13 protein-coding genes are annotated in these 14,013 nt (G+C 69.3%); 7 read left to right on the top strand and 6 right to left on the bottom strand.

Annotation, left to right across the window (positions count from 1 at the left end; all coding sequences use genetic code 11):
• Window positions 1-78: 78 nt before the first annotated feature.
• The 3 genes from serS to AC1DYN_RS10650 are packed head-to-tail and all read right to left on the bottom strand — an operon-like array spanning window position 79 to window position 2,806.
• Window positions 79-1,374, bottom strand: coding sequence for a serine--tRNA ligase (gene serS / locus AC1DYN_RS10660; protein ID WP_477959145.1), 1,296 nt, complete (start codon window positions 1,372-1,374; stop codon window positions 79-81).
• Window positions 1,375-1,400: 26 nt separating this feature from the next.
• Window positions 1,401-2,363 carry a 4-hydroxy-3-methylbut-2-enyl diphosphate reductase gene (gene ispH, locus AC1DYN_RS10655; protein WP_477959142.1) on the bottom strand — a complete coding sequence of 321 codons (963 nt, stop codon included), beginning with the start codon at window positions 2,361-2,363 and terminating at the stop codon, window positions 1,401-1,403.
• Window positions 2,363-2,806: an FKBP-type peptidyl-prolyl cis-trans isomerase gene (locus AC1DYN_RS10650; RefSeq protein WP_477959141.1), complete on the bottom strand. Its 444-nt coding sequence runs from the start codon at window positions 2,804-2,806 to the stop codon at window positions 2,363-2,365. The genes ispH and AC1DYN_RS10650 overlap by 1 nt, the downstream gene beginning before the upstream one ends.
• 71 nt (window positions 2,807-2,877) lie before the next feature.
• Between AC1DYN_RS10650 and radC the strand changes: the two genes are divergently transcribed.
• The 3 genes from radC to AC1DYN_RS10635 all read left to right on the top strand — a co-directional run bounded on the left by radC (window position 2,878) and on the right by AC1DYN_RS10635 (window position 6,492).
• Entirely contained in the window at window positions 2,878-3,552 is a 675-nt protein-coding gene (radC, locus tag AC1DYN_RS10645) for a RadC family protein (protein WP_477959222.1), read from the top strand.
• A complete protein-coding gene (locus AC1DYN_RS10640; protein WP_477959139.1) occupies window positions 3,549-4,187 on the top strand; it encodes a Smr/MutS family protein in 639 nt (212 codons plus the stop codon). The genes radC and AC1DYN_RS10640 overlap by 4 nt, the downstream gene beginning before the upstream one ends.
• 316 nt (window positions 4,188-4,503) lie before the next feature.
• On the top strand, window positions 4,504-6,492 hold the full coding sequence (locus tag AC1DYN_RS10635) for a peptidase inhibitor family I36 protein (protein ID WP_477959137.1): 1,989 nt from the start codon (window positions 4,504-4,506) through the stop codon (window positions 6,490-6,492).
• A gap of 66 nt (window positions 6,493-6,558) precedes the next feature.
• Here the strand turns inward: AC1DYN_RS10635 and AC1DYN_RS10630 are convergent, their stop codons facing one another.
• Genes AC1DYN_RS10630 through AC1DYN_RS10620 form a run of 3 tightly spaced genes read right to left on the bottom strand, consistent with a single transcriptional unit; the run spans window position 6,559 to window position 8,468 of the window.
• A complete protein-coding gene (locus AC1DYN_RS10630; protein WP_477959136.1) occupies window positions 6,559-6,966 on the bottom strand; it encodes a group II truncated hemoglobin in 408 nt (135 codons plus the stop codon).
• Entirely contained in the window at window positions 6,963-7,778 is an 816-nt protein-coding gene (locus tag AC1DYN_RS10625; protein WP_477959134.1) for a MinD/ParA family protein, read from the bottom strand. Before AC1DYN_RS10625 ends, AC1DYN_RS10630 begins: the two co-directional genes overlap by 4 nt.
• A 3-nt stretch (window positions 7,779-7,781) precedes the next feature.
• Window positions 7,782-8,468 (bottom strand): GGDEF domain-containing protein, encoded by a 687-nt coding sequence (locus AC1DYN_RS10620; protein WP_477959132.1) that lies wholly within the window; start codon window positions 8,466-8,468, stop codon window positions 7,782-7,784.
• A 253-nt stretch (window positions 8,469-8,721) separates the two neighbouring features.
• Here AC1DYN_RS10620 and AC1DYN_RS10615 point away from each other — a divergent pair, with 253 nt between their 5' ends.
• From AC1DYN_RS10615 to AC1DYN_RS10600, 4 genes are read left to right on the top strand one after another with little or no spacing between them, the layout of a single operon-like run.
• Entirely contained in the window at window positions 8,722-9,594 is an 873-nt protein-coding gene (locus AC1DYN_RS10615; RefSeq protein WP_477959130.1) for a CheR family methyltransferase, read from the top strand.
• 19 nt (window positions 9,595-9,613) lie between these two features.
• A complete protein-coding gene (gene cheD, locus AC1DYN_RS10610) occupies window positions 9,614-10,258 on the top strand; it encodes a chemoreceptor glutamine deamidase CheD (protein ID WP_477959128.1) in 645 nt (214 codons plus the stop codon).
• Between the two features lie 30 nt (window positions 10,259-10,288).
• Window positions 10,289-11,383, top strand: a complete 1,095-nt coding sequence (locus AC1DYN_RS10605) for a protein-glutamate methylesterase/protein-glutamine glutaminase (protein WP_477959126.1) — start codon at window positions 10,289-10,291, stop codon at window positions 11,381-11,383.
• 53 nt (window positions 11,384-11,436) lie between these two features.
• A complete protein-coding gene (locus tag AC1DYN_RS10600; protein WP_477959124.1) occupies window positions 11,437-14,013 on the top strand; it encodes a TonB-dependent receptor in 2,577 nt (858 codons plus the stop codon).

The raw sequence follows: 14,013 nt of genomic DNA, 5'->3' as shown, positions 1-14,013 counted from the left end.
TGAAACTGGGGCTTCGGCGGGTCTTTTGGGCCGAGTCGAGCATTCTAGCCCAGGAAACCGTCCCGTTCGGACCCTCCCTCAGGCTTTCAGCACGGCCTGCCCGCCCAGGTAGGGCTGCAGCGCCTCGGGGATGCTCACCGAGCCGTCCGCGTTCTGGTGGTTCTCCAGCACCGCCACCAGCGTGCGGCCCACCGCCAGGCCCGAGCCGTTCAGCGTGTGCACCAGCTCGTTCTTGCCCTGCGCGTTCTTGAAGCGCGCCGGCATGCGCCGCGCCTGGAAGGCCTCGCAGTTCGAGCACGAGCTGATCTCGCGGTAGGTGTTCTGCGCCGGCAGCCACACCTCCAGGTCGTAGGTCTTGGTCGAGCCGAAGCCCAGATCGCCGCCGCACAGCGCCACCACGCGGTACGGCAGGTCCAGCTTCTTCAGCACCGCCTCGGCATGCCCCACCATCTCTTCCAGCGCCTGGTAGCTCTTCTCCGGGTGCGTGATCTGCACCATCTCGACCTTGTCGAACTGGTGCTGGCGGATCATGCCGCGCGTGTCGCGCCCGGCACTGCCGGCCTCCGAGCGGAAGCACGGGCTGTGCGCCGTCAGCTTGATCGGCAGCACGGCCTCGGCCAGCACCTGCTCGCGCACGCTGTTCGTCAGCGAGATCTCCGAGGTCGAGATCAGGTACTGCTCGGCCTGCGTCTCGTCGCCGCCGCGGCTCACCCAGAACATGTCGTCCTTGAACTTCGGCAGTTGCCCCGTGCCTTCGAGCACCTCGCGGTTGACGATGTACGGCGTGTAGCACTCGGTGTAGCCGTGCTCCTGCGTCTGCACGTCCAGCATGAACTGCGCCAGTGCCCGGTGCAGCCGCGCGATCGGCCCGCGCAGGAAGGTGAAGCGCGAACCCGACAGCTTGGCACCGGTGTCGAAATCCAGCCCCAGCGGCGCGCCGACGTCCACGTGGTCCTTCACGCTGAAGTCGAAGCTGCGCGGCGAGCCCCAGCGCCGCACCTCCAGGTTGGCCGATTCGTCGGCGCCCGGCGGCACGCTCTCGTGCGGCAGGTTGGGCACGCTCATCAGCATCGCCGACAGCTCGGCCTGGATCGCCTCCAGCCGCTCGCCCGAGGCCTTCAGCTCGTCGGCCAGGCCCGCCACCTCGGCCATCAGCGCCGACGTGTCCCCGCCCTTGCCCTTGAGCTGGCCGATCTGCTTCGACAGGCTGTTGCGCTGGGCCTGCAGGTCTTCGGTGCGGGTCTGCAGCGTCTTGCGCTCGCTCTCGAGCGACTGGAATTGCGCGACGTCCAGGTACGGTTGGGGCGACTTGCGCTTCTCGAGCAAGGCGACGACGCTGGCCAGGTCTTTGCGCAGCAGGGTGATGTCGAGCATGGGACTCTCTGGGTAAGGAAAAGGGATCAGGCCTCGGCCATGGACTTGTCGCCCAGGCCCTTGGGCAGCGGGAAGTGCGTGGTCTCGACCACGCCGGGCATCTTGCGCACCGACACCGCGCCCAGCATGCGCAGCCGCTCGATGACCTGCTGCACCAGGATGTCCGGCGCCGAAGCCCCCGCGGTCAGGCCGACGCGGCGCTTGCCCTCGAACCATTCGGCCTTCAGGTCTGCGGGCTGGTCGACCATGTACGCATCGGCGCCCAGGCGCTCGCCCAGTTCGCGCAGCCGGTTGCTGTTCGAGCTGGTCGGGCTGCCCACGACGATCAGCACGTCGACCTGCGGCGCCAGCACCTTGATCGCATCCTGCCGGTTCTGCGTCGCGTAGCAGATGTCCTGCTGCTTGGGCTCGCGCACCGCCGGGAAGCGCCGCTTCACCGCCGCCAGGATCTCGGCCGCGTCGTCCACCGACAGCGTGGTCTGCGTCACCACCGCCAGCCGCTCGGCCTGCGCCACCTGCACCCGCTCGACGTCGGCCACGTCCTCGACCAGGTAGATGCCTTCGTTCAGCTGCCCCATCGTGCCCTCGACCTCGGGGTGCCCCTTGTGGCCGATCATGATGAAGTCGTAGCCTTCCTTGTGCAGCTTGGCCACCTCGACGTGCACCTTGGTCACCAGCGGGCAGGTCGCGTCGAAGACGCTGAAGCCGCGCTGTGCCGCCTCCTTGCGCACCGCCTGCGACACGCCGTGCGCGCTGAACACCAGCGTCGCCCCGGGCGGCACGTCGGCCAGCTCCTCGATGAAGATCGCGCCCTTGGCCTTCAGGTCGTTGACGACGTAGGTGTTGTGCACGATCTCGTGGCGCACGTAGATCGGCGCGCCGAACTTCTTCAGCGCCCGCTCGACGATCTCGATCGCCCGGTCGACCCCGGCGCAGAAGCCGCGCGGCTCGGCCAGCAGCACCTCGTCCAGCGTGTGTTGTTCAGCCATCACAGCACCCCGATCAGTTGCACTTCGAACGTCACCGGCTGGCCCGCCAGCGGGTGGTTGAAGTCGAACAGCAGCCAGTCGCTGCCCACCTCGCGCACCACGCCCGCATACGAAGCCTGGCCGTCCGGCGTCGGGAACTGCACCACGTCGCCCGCGTGATATTCCTCGTCCGGATCGCCCAGCTCGTGCAGCAGCGCCAGCTTCACGCGCTGCAGCATCTCGGGGTTGCGTTCGCCGAAAGCCTCGCCCGCGGCCAGCTCGAACGAGGTGCGCGTGCCCTCGGCCAGCCCCATCAGCCGCGCCTCCATCGCCGGCGACAGCTCGCCGCTGCCGAGCGACAGCGTGGCCGGCTTGTCGGCGAAGGTGTTGATGATGTCGACCCCGTCGGGGCCGGCGAGGCGGTAGTGCAGGGTCAGGAACGATCCCTGTTGAACGTGGGTCAAGACAAATCCTGGTTCGATAGACTGGACGCAATTTTAGGTGCGGCGCCCCGCCCCGGTCGCCCGACATGCCCATGCTGCTCAAAGACCTGCCCGTCCACACCCGTCCGCGCGAAAAACTGCTGGCGCGCGGCCCGCAGGCATTGGCCGATGCCGAACTGGTCGCGCTGCTGCTGCGCACCGGCGTCAAGGGCGCCTCGGTGCTGAGCCTGGCGCAGCGCCTGCTCGACGATTTCGGCGGCCTCACCGGCCTGCTGCGCGCCGACCCGAACGAGCTGACGCGCATCAAGGGCCTGGGCCCGGCCAAGCGCGCGCAGGTGAGCGCCGTGCTCGAACTGGCCCGCCGCTCGCTCGGCCAGCAGATGGCCGAGCGGCCGCTGCTCGATTCGGTGACCACCGTGAAGGACTACCTGCGACTGCAGCTGGGCGGCCTCGGCCACGAGGTGTTCGCGGTGCTGTTCATCGACGCGCAGGGCCGGCTGGTGCGCATGGAAGAGATGTTCCGCGGCTCGCTGACGCAGGCGAGCGTCTACCCGCGCGAGATCGTCAAGCGCGCGCTCGAGCTGCACGCCGCCGGCGTGATCCTGGCGCACAACCACCCGTCGGGCTCGCCGCAGCCGTCGCGCTCCGACCAGGCGCTGACGCAGACGCTGAAGGCCGCGCTCGCGTTGGTCGACGTGCGCGTGCTCGACCACCTGGTGGTCGGCGACACCGACGTGGTGTCGTTCGCGGAGCGGGGCCTGCTGTGACACTGCGCAGCCTGCAGGACCTGGGCGACCTGCGCGCCGCGCTGCAGCGTGCGCAGCGCGAGGCCGCCGAGCGCGAAGCCCGGCAACGCGAGGAAGAAGCCCGCCGGCTGCGCGAACACAACCTGTTCTCCACGAGCGTCGGCCGCGTGCAGGCCGTGGCGCCCAGCGGCCGCCGCCACGCGGTGCCCACGCCGCCGCCGCCCGAACCGCTGCAGCGCCAGCTCGACGAACAGGCGGCACTGCGCTCCACCATCTCGGACGAGTTCGACGTCGAATCGCTGCTCGAGACCGACGACCAGCTGTCGTACCGCCGCCCCGAGATCGGCATCGACGTGCTGCGCAAGCTGCGCCGCGGCGGCTGGGCCATCCAGGGCGAGATCGACCTGCACGGCATGCGCCGCGACGAAGCGCGCGAGAAGCTCACCGCCTTCGTCCACGACGCGGTGCAGCACGGCCTGCGCTGCGTGCGCGTCGTGCATGGCAAGGGCAACGGCTCGCCCGGCCGCCAGCCGGTGCTCAAGGGCAAGGTGCGCAGCTGGCTGGTGCAGAAGGCCGACGTGCTGGCCTTCGTGCAGGCGCGCGGCGACGAAGGCGGCCACGGCGCCGTGATCGTGCTGTTGCGCGCCATTCGGTAACCAATCGAATACGTCGTCGCGCGTCAGGATCTATCGAAGCTTGTCGCTTGCGCGTCGGCTCGTAAGCAACGCAACAGTTGCCACCCCCCTAACCCATGGGCTGGCGGATCCGGACCCGGGTTGCTAGCCCGTTGCCATTCGTCCGCCGCGTACCGGGGAACAGCTTGAAAGCGCTGTCAAAACAGGCGTGTCAAGTCGGTTGAACCGATGGTTTCAAGTGGAGTTCGGTATGACTTTTGCACGGTTTCGGGGACAACACATTCCCAAGGAGAGGTAGACCATGTCCCGAAACCACAGACAACCCCGAGGTCTCGACGTGTCCGTGCGCCGCCTGATGGTGCCGCTCGCTTCGGTGACCGTGCTGCTTGCCGCCTGCGGCGGCGGCCAGCAGCAAGGCAGCGACGACACCGCCGGTGCCGATGCGCAGGCGGCCACGGCTGCCGCGGCCGCCACCGACGTCTGCTTCTACGAGCACATCAACTACCAGGGGCAGAGCTTCTGCGGCACGACCTCGTCGGCCTGGGTCGGCTCGTCCTGGAACGACCGCATCTCGTCGGTGAAGGTGAAGGCGGGCTACAAGGTCCAGCTGTTCGAGCACATCAACTACGGCGGCCGTTCGATCACGCTGACGGCCGACAACGCCAACCTCGTCGGCGCCGGCTTCAACGACGCCGCGTCGTCGCTGAAGGTCACTGCGCCCACGACCACCACGCCGCCGACCGACCCCGGCACGCCGTCGGCCGTCGCCGGCATCCAGGTCGCGCAATCGCTGCTGTTCAACAGCGACGACAGCGCGCTGGTGCTCGTCAACGGCAAGGCCGCGCTGGTCAAGGTCAACGTCACCAGCGCCGCAACCGGCGGCACCAAGCCGAACGGCACGCTGCGCGTCGAGAACACCAATGGCGGTGCCACCCGCGACATCCTGCTGACGGCGCCCACCGGCGCGCTGCCGGCCACCGTGTCCGCGGTGCCCAGCTTCGCCGATTCGTACACCGCCACCGTGCCGGCCGAGCTGGTCAAGCCCGGCCTGAAGCTGACCGCGCTGGTCGGCACCAGTGCCGGCAAGACGATCACGCCGCGCGTCGGCGGCGGCACGCCGATGAAGTTCATCCCGATCTCGGTGCAGATCGCCGGCGTGGCCGGCAAGCTGCCGGCCAGCCAGGGCGCGCACCTGCAGGCGCTGTTCCCGGTGTCGGCCGTGACGGTGCAATCGCACGCCACCTACGTGTCGAGCCGCGTGACCACGCTGCCGACCACCGATTCGGGCTGGAGCGACGCGTTCGGCAAGATCCTCGGCGAGCTGGCCGACCTGCATTCGATCGAAGGCGCGGCCAAGCACGACCACTATTTCGGCTTCATCCCGAAGCGCACCTGGGGCCTGGCCGGCCTCGCCTACCTGAGCGGCAACTCGGGCGTCGGCTTCGACATGCCCGACCAGCCGGTCACCGTGCGCGACGTGGTGGCGCACGAGATGGGCCACAACTTCTCGCTGCCGCACGCGGCCTGCGGCGGCGCCGGCAGCCCGGACCCGGCCTACCCCTACCCCGATGCCAACCTCGGCAAGCCGGGCCGCTACATCTGGCCGTTCCTCGCCGACAGCAACAGCTTCTACGACCCGCGCCCGACCGACCGCCACGACATCATGAGCTACTGCGGCGGCCAGGTCTTCTCCGACTACAACTACCGCAAGATGCAGGTCTACCTGACGCCGTCGGACAAGGCGATGGCGCTGGAGAACGCCCAGTCGGTGACGCCGGCCACGCAGGACCTGCTGCTGATCAGCGGCGAGATCGGCGCCACGGGCGCCGAGCTGAACCCGGTGAAGTCGCTGGTCGGCCGCGCCGCGCTGCCCGAGGCCGGTCCGTACACCTTGCGCATCGTCAGCGCGAGCGGCACCGTGGACTACCCGTTCACGCCGCGCCAGCTGGACCACAACAGCGCGCTGCAGCACTTCGGCTTCACGATCCCGAACCCGGGCACGATCCAGAGCATCACCATCCTGCAGGATGGCAAGACGCTGCTGAACACCCAGGCCAAGGCGGCAAGCACCAACGAGCGGGCCCAGTCGGCGACGCCGCAGGTGCAGGCACAGGAGTCGGGCGGCACGCTGAAGCTGACCTGGGATGCGGCACGCCACCCGTTCCTGACCGTCACCTGGGTCGGGACCGGCCAGCGCCGCAACCTGGCGCAAGACCTGCGCGGCGGCAATGCGACGCTGTCGACGGCTGAACTGCCGGCCGGCGGCAGCTACGAGCTGGTGCTGTCGGACGGCTTGAACTCGACGCGCCTGAACCAGGGCCGATAAGGCCGTAGCCCGGATGCCAATCCGGGTTCGCAGCAAGGGCACGGCCGCCCCGGATTGGCATCCGGGCTACGCGCCCTTGTTGCGCATCCAGTCCGCGGTCTGGAAGAAGGATTCGCGCAGCCGCTTGATCAGGGCCGGGTCCAGCTCGGTCTCCTGCATCGCCTGGTGCATGCAGGCGAGCCACTGGTCGCGCTCCAGGATGCCGATCGAGAACGGCAGGTGGCGCGCCCGCAGCATCGGGTGGCCGAAGCGGTCGGTGTAATACGCCGGCCCTCCGAGCCAGCCGCACAGGAACCAGAACAGCTTGTCGCGCGCGGATTCCAGGCTGCTGCCGTGCGCGGCCCGCAGCGCGGCATAGCCGGGCTCCAGGTCCATCAGGTCGTAGAAGCGGTCGACGAGCGCGCGCACGACGCCCTCGCCGCCGACCCATTCGAACGGCGTGGCAGGCTTGGATGCCGGTGCGGTGTCGCTCACGGCGCGGCCAGCTTGGAGGCGATCGCGACGATCGCTTTCGCGGCTTCGCTGCCCGGCAGCGATTCGAGCAGCAGCTGGCGCTTCTGCACCGCCTCGCGCACCGACGGATCCACCGGGATCTCGCCCAGCAGGTCGAGCTTCAGCGATGGATCCGGCCCGACCAGCTGCGGCGCGACGAACTTGTCCACCACCTGCTGCAACTGGCCGCGGATCACCCGGCCTTCGCCGGTCCGGTTGACCTGGTTGACCACCAGCGAGATCTTCGTGCGCTGCTGCTGCGTCGCGAGCACCTTGATGGTCGCGTAGGCATCGGTCAGCGAGGTCGGTTCGGGCGTCGCGACCACCAGCACGTCGTCGGCCAGCGACACAGCGAACAGCACCACGTCGGAGATGCCGGCGCCGGTGTCCAGCAGGATGCAGTCATAGCGCGGCGCGACGGTCTCGATGATCTTCAGCAGCTGCTCGCGGATCTCGGCCGTCAGGCGCGAATACTCCACCAACCCCGAACCGGCCAGCAGCACCGAGAAACCGCCGGGCGCCAGCAGGATTGCGTCCTCCAGCTTCGCCTTGCCGGTGAACACGTCGTGCAGCGTGATCTTCGGGAACAGGTTCAGCACCACGTCGAGGTTGGCCAGGCCGAGGTCGGCGTCCAGCACCAGCACCCGTTCGCCGCGGCGTGCCAGCGCCGCCGCCAGGTTGGCCGACACGAAGGTCTTGCCCACGCCGCCCTTGCCGCTGGTCACGGCCAGCGTGCGTGCCCGGTGCCCTGACGGCGCCGGCGCTGCAACGGGGGTGGATTCTGGAGTGCTCATCACTTATTCGATGTCCTGAAACTGCGACGTGCCGAAGAGCATGCCTTTTTCCTCGGCGCTGACCAGCGACACCGGGGGCTGCTCCAGGCTCGCGCGGTTGCGGCCGTCGTTCTTGGCGCGGTACAGCTGCTGGTCCGCGCGCTCGATCCACAAGGTGGCCGACGACCGCACCCACTGCGGCGCGAACGCACCGCCCAGGCTGATCGTGACCGACAAAGACTGGCCGCGCGCCACCGTCACCGGCGTCTGCTCGACCTTGCTGCGCACGCGCTCGGCCACGACATGGCCGAAGGCAGGCGGGCAGTTGGGCAGGATGATCGCAAATTCTTCGCCACCGAAACGGGCCACGGTGTCCATCGGCCGCACGCAGCTCATCAGCGAGGCGGCCACCGACTTCAGCACCAGGTCGCCGGCCGCATGGCCGTAGGTGTCGTTGACGAGCTTGAAGCGGTCGATGTCGACCATCAGCATCAACGCCGGCTCACCGGCGCGGGCGACACGGTCGATCTCGCGGGACAGGGCCAGCTCGAACTGGCGGCGGTTGGACAGGCCGGTCAGCGCGTCGCGGCTGGACATGTCGCACAGTGCGTCGATCAACGATTGCAGCCACACGGTGTGCCCCACCTCGGCCAGCACCGGCAGCGTGTGCCCCGACTGGCCCAGCAGCTGCAGCGCCGTCGCCAGGCGCAACTTGGGCGCTTGGCTCGGATCGGGCGTTGCTGGTACTGCTGGAGATGTGGACACGTCGAGCCCGCGGGCAATTTGATTTCAGTCTAGCAGCGGGCCTTCGTCCGACAGTAAGGAAATGCGAGGTCATTGCCGCCCATCTCCGGGATTGGCGAAGGCTCAAGCCCAGCAGACTGGCAGCCGATAAGCCGGGGAAGGTGGTCCGCATCGGAATCCGCTTGCCCCGACAACTTCCGAACAATTGCTGGAGACCCCCATGAGCGCTGCCGCGTCCCCCGCCGAACTCGCCGCCCTGCGCCAGGCCGACGGACGCATGGCCGAGCAGGAGTTCGCCTTCGGGGCCGCCGACTTCGAGCGCGTGCGCCAGCTGATCTACCAGCGCGCCGGCATCAGCCTGCACGCCGGCAAGCAGGCCATGGTCTACAGCCGCCTGTCGCGCCGGCTGCGCGAGACCGGCCAGCGCGGCTTCGCGAGCTACCTGCAGTGGCTCGAAGGCGCCAGCGGCCCGGCCGCCGACCGCGAATGGCAGGAGTTCGTCAACTGCCTGACCACCAACCTGACCTCGTTCTTCCGCGAGGAACACCATTTCCATGCCCTCGCCGCCGACCTGAAGGCGCGCGCCGGGCACCCGCTGCGCATCTGGTGCAACGCCGCATCGACCGGCGAGGAGCCGTACTCGATCGCGATGACCTGTGCCGAGACGCTCGGCCACGGCGCGGCGCGCATCGTCGCGAGCGACATCGACACCAACGTGCTGGCCACCGCCGGCCGCGGCGTCTATCCGGCCGACGCGCGCGGCCTCACGGCCACCCACCACCGCGCGCACTTCCTGCGCGGCAAGGGCGAGAACAGCGGCTTCATCCGCGTCAAGCCCGAGCTGGCGCGCATGATCGAGTTCCGCGTGCACAACCTGATGGACGCGCGCTGGTCGCTCGGCGAGCCGTTCGACATCGTGTTCTGCCGCAACGTGATGATCTATTTCGATGCGCCGACGCAGCGCCGGGTGCTCGAGCGCATCCACGGCGTGATGAAGCCCGGCAGCCTGCTGTTCGTCGGCCATTCCGAAAACTTCACGGATTCGAAGGACATCTTCCGCCTGCGCGGCAAGACGGTCTACGAACGGGTCTGAAGCGGCCGATAGGACAGCCATGGCCTTGATCACCTCCTCTACCCCCGTGGCCGGCTCGCGCCTGGAGCGCCTGAAAGGCCAGCCCCGCAAGCCGGGCGAGGCCTCGTTCTTCTTCTACGACGCCCACTTCAAGAACGACGCGGTCAAGATCCTGCCCGGCGAGTACTTCGTGCACGACGAAGACATGCTGATCATGACGACGCTCGGTTCCTGCATCGCCGCCTGCCTGTGGGACCGCAACGCCAAGGTCGGCGGCATGAACCACTTCATGCTGCCCGAGGGCGCCGGCGAGTCGGGCCGCTACGGCTCGTACGCGATGGAACTGCTGATCAACGAGATGATGAAGCGCGGCGCGAACCGGATGACGATGGAGGCCAAGGTCTTCGGCGGCGGCCAGGTCATCAGCGGCATGAACACGATGAACGTCGGCGAACGCAACACCAGCTTCGTGATCGACTACCTGAAGACCGAGCGCATCCCGATCGTGTCGAAGGACGTGCTGGACATCTACCCGCGCAAGGTCTGCTTCCTGCCGGGCAGCGGCAAGGCGATGGTCAAGCGGCTGGCGCCGGCCCACGTGGATGCGCTGGTGGCGCAGGACCGCGTGGCCGCGCAGAAGGCCGTGCCGGCAACGACCGGCGGCGGCTCGGTGGACCTGTTCTGACGCGGCGCGACGAGACAACAAGGCACGAACATGGCAAAGACACGCGTGGTGGTGGTGGACGATTCGGCGCTGGTGCGCAGCCTGCTGACCGAGATCATCAACCGGCAGCCGGACATGGAATGCATCGGCGCGGCCAGCGACCCGCTGGTGGCGCGCGAGATGATCCGCAACCTGAACCCGGACGTGATCACGCTGGACGTCGAGATGCCCCGCATGGACGGCATCGACTTCCTCAGCAAGCTGATGCGCCTGCGCCCGATGCCGGTGGTGATGGTGTCGACGCTGACCGAGCGCGGCGCCGACGTCACGCTGCGCGCGCTGGAGCTGGGCGCGGTCGACTTCGTCGCCAAGCCGAAGATCGGCGTGGCCGACGGGCTGAAGCTGCTGGCCGAGGACATCACCGACAAGGTGCGCGTCGCGTCCAAGGCCCACATCCGCAAGCTGCACGTGGCCGCACACCCGGTGGCCGATGGCGCCGCCGCGGCCGCGCCGGTGCGCCCGGCGATGACCTCGCTCGGCCGCCTGTCGACCGAGAAGATCATCTTCATCGGCGCCTCCACCGGCGGCACCGAGGCCACCAAGGAAGTGCTGGTCAATCTGCCGCCCGATTGCCCGGCGGTGATGATCACGCAGCACATGCCGCCCGGCTTCACGCGCAGCTACGCCGCGCGGCTGGACGGCCTGTGCCGCATCCGCGTGAAGGAAGCGCAGGACGGCGAACGCGTGCTGCCCGGCCATGCCTACATCGCGCCGGGCGGGCTGCACCTGAGCGTGGAGCGCAGCGGCGCCAACTACATCGCCCGCGTGCAGGACGGCGAGCCGGTGAACCGGCACAAGCCGTCGGTCGAGGTGCTGTTCAAGTCGGCCGCGCGCGTGGTCGGCCCGAACGCGCTGGGCATCATGCTGACCGGCATGGGCGCCGACGGGGCCAAGGCGATGCGCGAGCTGCGCGACGCCGGCAGCTACAACATGGTGCAGGACGAGGCCAGCTGCGTGGTGTTCGGCATGCCGCGCGAGGCCATCAACGCCGGCGCGGCCCACGAGGTGCTGCCGCTGACGCAGATCGCGCCGCACCTGATCGAGCGGCTGCGCAGCACATCCGGGCTGTCACTGAATCGCGTCTGACCCGGTCGGGCGCAGAATAGGCAGCGGCACGAGCGTGCCGGAGTCTGCGTTCCATGAAACAGGCGAAAGGGTGCTGGTCGCGCGGAGTGATGGCGCTGCTGGGCAGCGCGCTGCCGGCATGGGGCGCCGACGAGACCCGGCTCGATCCGGTGGTGGTCGTGGGGCCGCGCGCCAGCGCGGACGCCGCCCAGGTCCGCAAGCGCGACAACACCGGCATCCTCGATGCGGTGGTCGCCGCCGACATCCACAAGCTGCCCGACCTGAACGTCAGCGAAGCGGTCCAGCGCGTGACCGGCGTGCAGATCGTGCGCGACCGCGGCGAGGGCTCGGTGGTGTCGGTGCGCGGCCTGACGCAGGTCGAGACCACGCTGAACGGCCGCGAGGTGTTCACCGCCGGCAATGGCCGCACGCTGGATTTCGCCGACCTGGCGGCCGAGACGGTGGCCGGCATCGACGTCTACAAGTCGTCGTCGGCCGAGCGCATCGAAGGCGGCATTGGTGGCAGCATCGACCTGCGGACCCGCCATCCGTTCGACTTCGCCGGCAGCGCGAACGTGCTGTCGGCCCGGCTGATCCGCGGCAGCCTGGTCGACCGCGAGGCCGGCCAGTTCTCGGCGCTGGTCAGCCGGCGCGTCCCGCTGGAAGGCGGCGGCGAGTTCGGCGCACTCGTCAACCTGGCCTTGCAGAACCGTTCGTGGCGGGAAGACCAGAAGGGCACCGGCAACCTGCTCTCGCGCAGCGACATCGTGCCCGGCCAGCAGGTGACCGTGCCCAATGGCACCTCGGAGACGACCAGCGTCGGCCGGCGCCGCCGCAGTGCCGCCAGCCTGCTGCTGCAGTGGCGGCCCGGCGACGAGCTGGAGCTGTACGCCGAGGCCCACCATGCCCAGCTGCGCACGCGGCAGGACTCGCAGCAGATCAACGTCGCGGCCGGCACCGGCGTGCTGTCGGGCAGCGTGACGCTGTTTCCGGGCACCAGCGACGTGCGCACCATCACCTGGACCAACGCGCCGTTCTCGGTGCTGAGCTTCGCGCGCGACACCGTCGACCGCACGCGCCAGCTCGCCACCGGCGGGCGCTGGAGCGACGGGACGCTGGCCTTCAGCGGCGATGCGAGCTACACGAAGAGCATCAACGAGCTGTTCTTCTCGGGCCCGTTCTTCGCCGGCACCGCGGCGCAGTTCTCGCACGACCTGTCGGGCCGCGTGCCCGACACGCAGGTGCGCGGCACCGACCTGCTGGACCCGGCCAACCTGCGCTACACCGGCATCGCGTACCGCACGCTGCCGTTCTCCGGCGACCTGGGGGCCCTGCGGCTGGATGCCGAGCTGCTGCGGCCGGACCGCTGGATCGACCGCGTGACGGCGGGCTGGCGCTTCGCCCGGCGCCGCGCCGACAACGCGCCCGGCCTGGTGTTCGCCGATGCACCGCTCAGCGGCGTCACCGCGGCCGACACGCCGGGCCGCGTGCTGCCCAACCCCTACGGCAACTTCCTGGCCGGGCAGGCCCACAGCATCGGCAGCTACCTGGTCGGCGACCTGAGCGGCGCGCGCAATGCGGCCGACCTGCGCGATTCGTTCGGCATCACGCAGCCGATCCCGTCGACCGGCAACCCGCTGAGCATCTGGCACATCCGCGAGCAGACCCACGCGCTGTACGTGATGGCGGGCTTCCAGGGGCCGGGCCAGGCGCTGGACGGCAACGCCGGGTTGCGCCTGGTGCACACGCGGGAGGCCGTCGACGGCACGCAGTCGGTGCCGGGCGGCAGCAGCACGGCGCCGATTGCGCTGGACAGCGGCTACACCGACTGGCTGCCCAGCGTGAACCTGCGCCACCGCGTCGACGATGCGCTGACGCTGCGGGCCACGGCATCGCGCACGATCACGCGGCCCAATTTCGACCAGTTGTCGCCCTCCTTGACGCTGTTGCGCAACTCGGTCAACCCGGCGCTGAACCAGGGCAGCGCCGGCAACCCCGGGCTGCGGCCGGTGCGCGCCACCAACCTCGACATGGCGGTCGAGCACGTCGCGGGGCCGGCCCGGTCGGCCTCGCTGACCCTGTTCTGGAAACAGGTCAACGGCTTCGTCGCGACGCTGGCGCAGGACGAGGTGCACGACGGCGAGACCTACAGCGTGAGCCGCCCCTACAACAACGACTCGGGCCGCATCCGCGGCGTCGAGACCGCGTGGCAGCGCTTCTTCGACTTCCTGCCCGGCGCCTGGCGCGGCCTGGGCCTGCAGGTCAACTACACCTATGTCGACGGCAAGACCCCCGACCGCATCCTGGGCCCCGGGGCCGACCTGCAGAACCTGTCGCGCCACAGCGCCAACCTGATCGGCCTGTACGAACATGGTCCGGTCGTCGCGCGCATCGCGTACAACTGGCGCAGCCGCTTTCGCAGCGGCGCCACCAGCGTGGTCGGCCTCGGCGCGATGCCGATCTACACCTACGGCTACGGCTGGGTCGATGCGTCCTTCGGCTGGCGCATCGGCAACGGCGTGACGCTGACGCTGGAGGGCGGCAACCTGCTGAACACGCTGCGCCGCTCGTACTACGGCAGCGAAACCCGGCCGCAGGGCGCCTGGGTCAACGACCGCCAGCTCGCGGTCAACCTCAGCCTGCGGTTCTGA

The organism is Rhizobacter sp. P2_D12 (genome assembly GCF_056404395.1).
The sequence above is the reverse complement of the archived record's forward strand: the minus strand, read 5'-3'. Positions and strand labels throughout refer to the sequence as shown.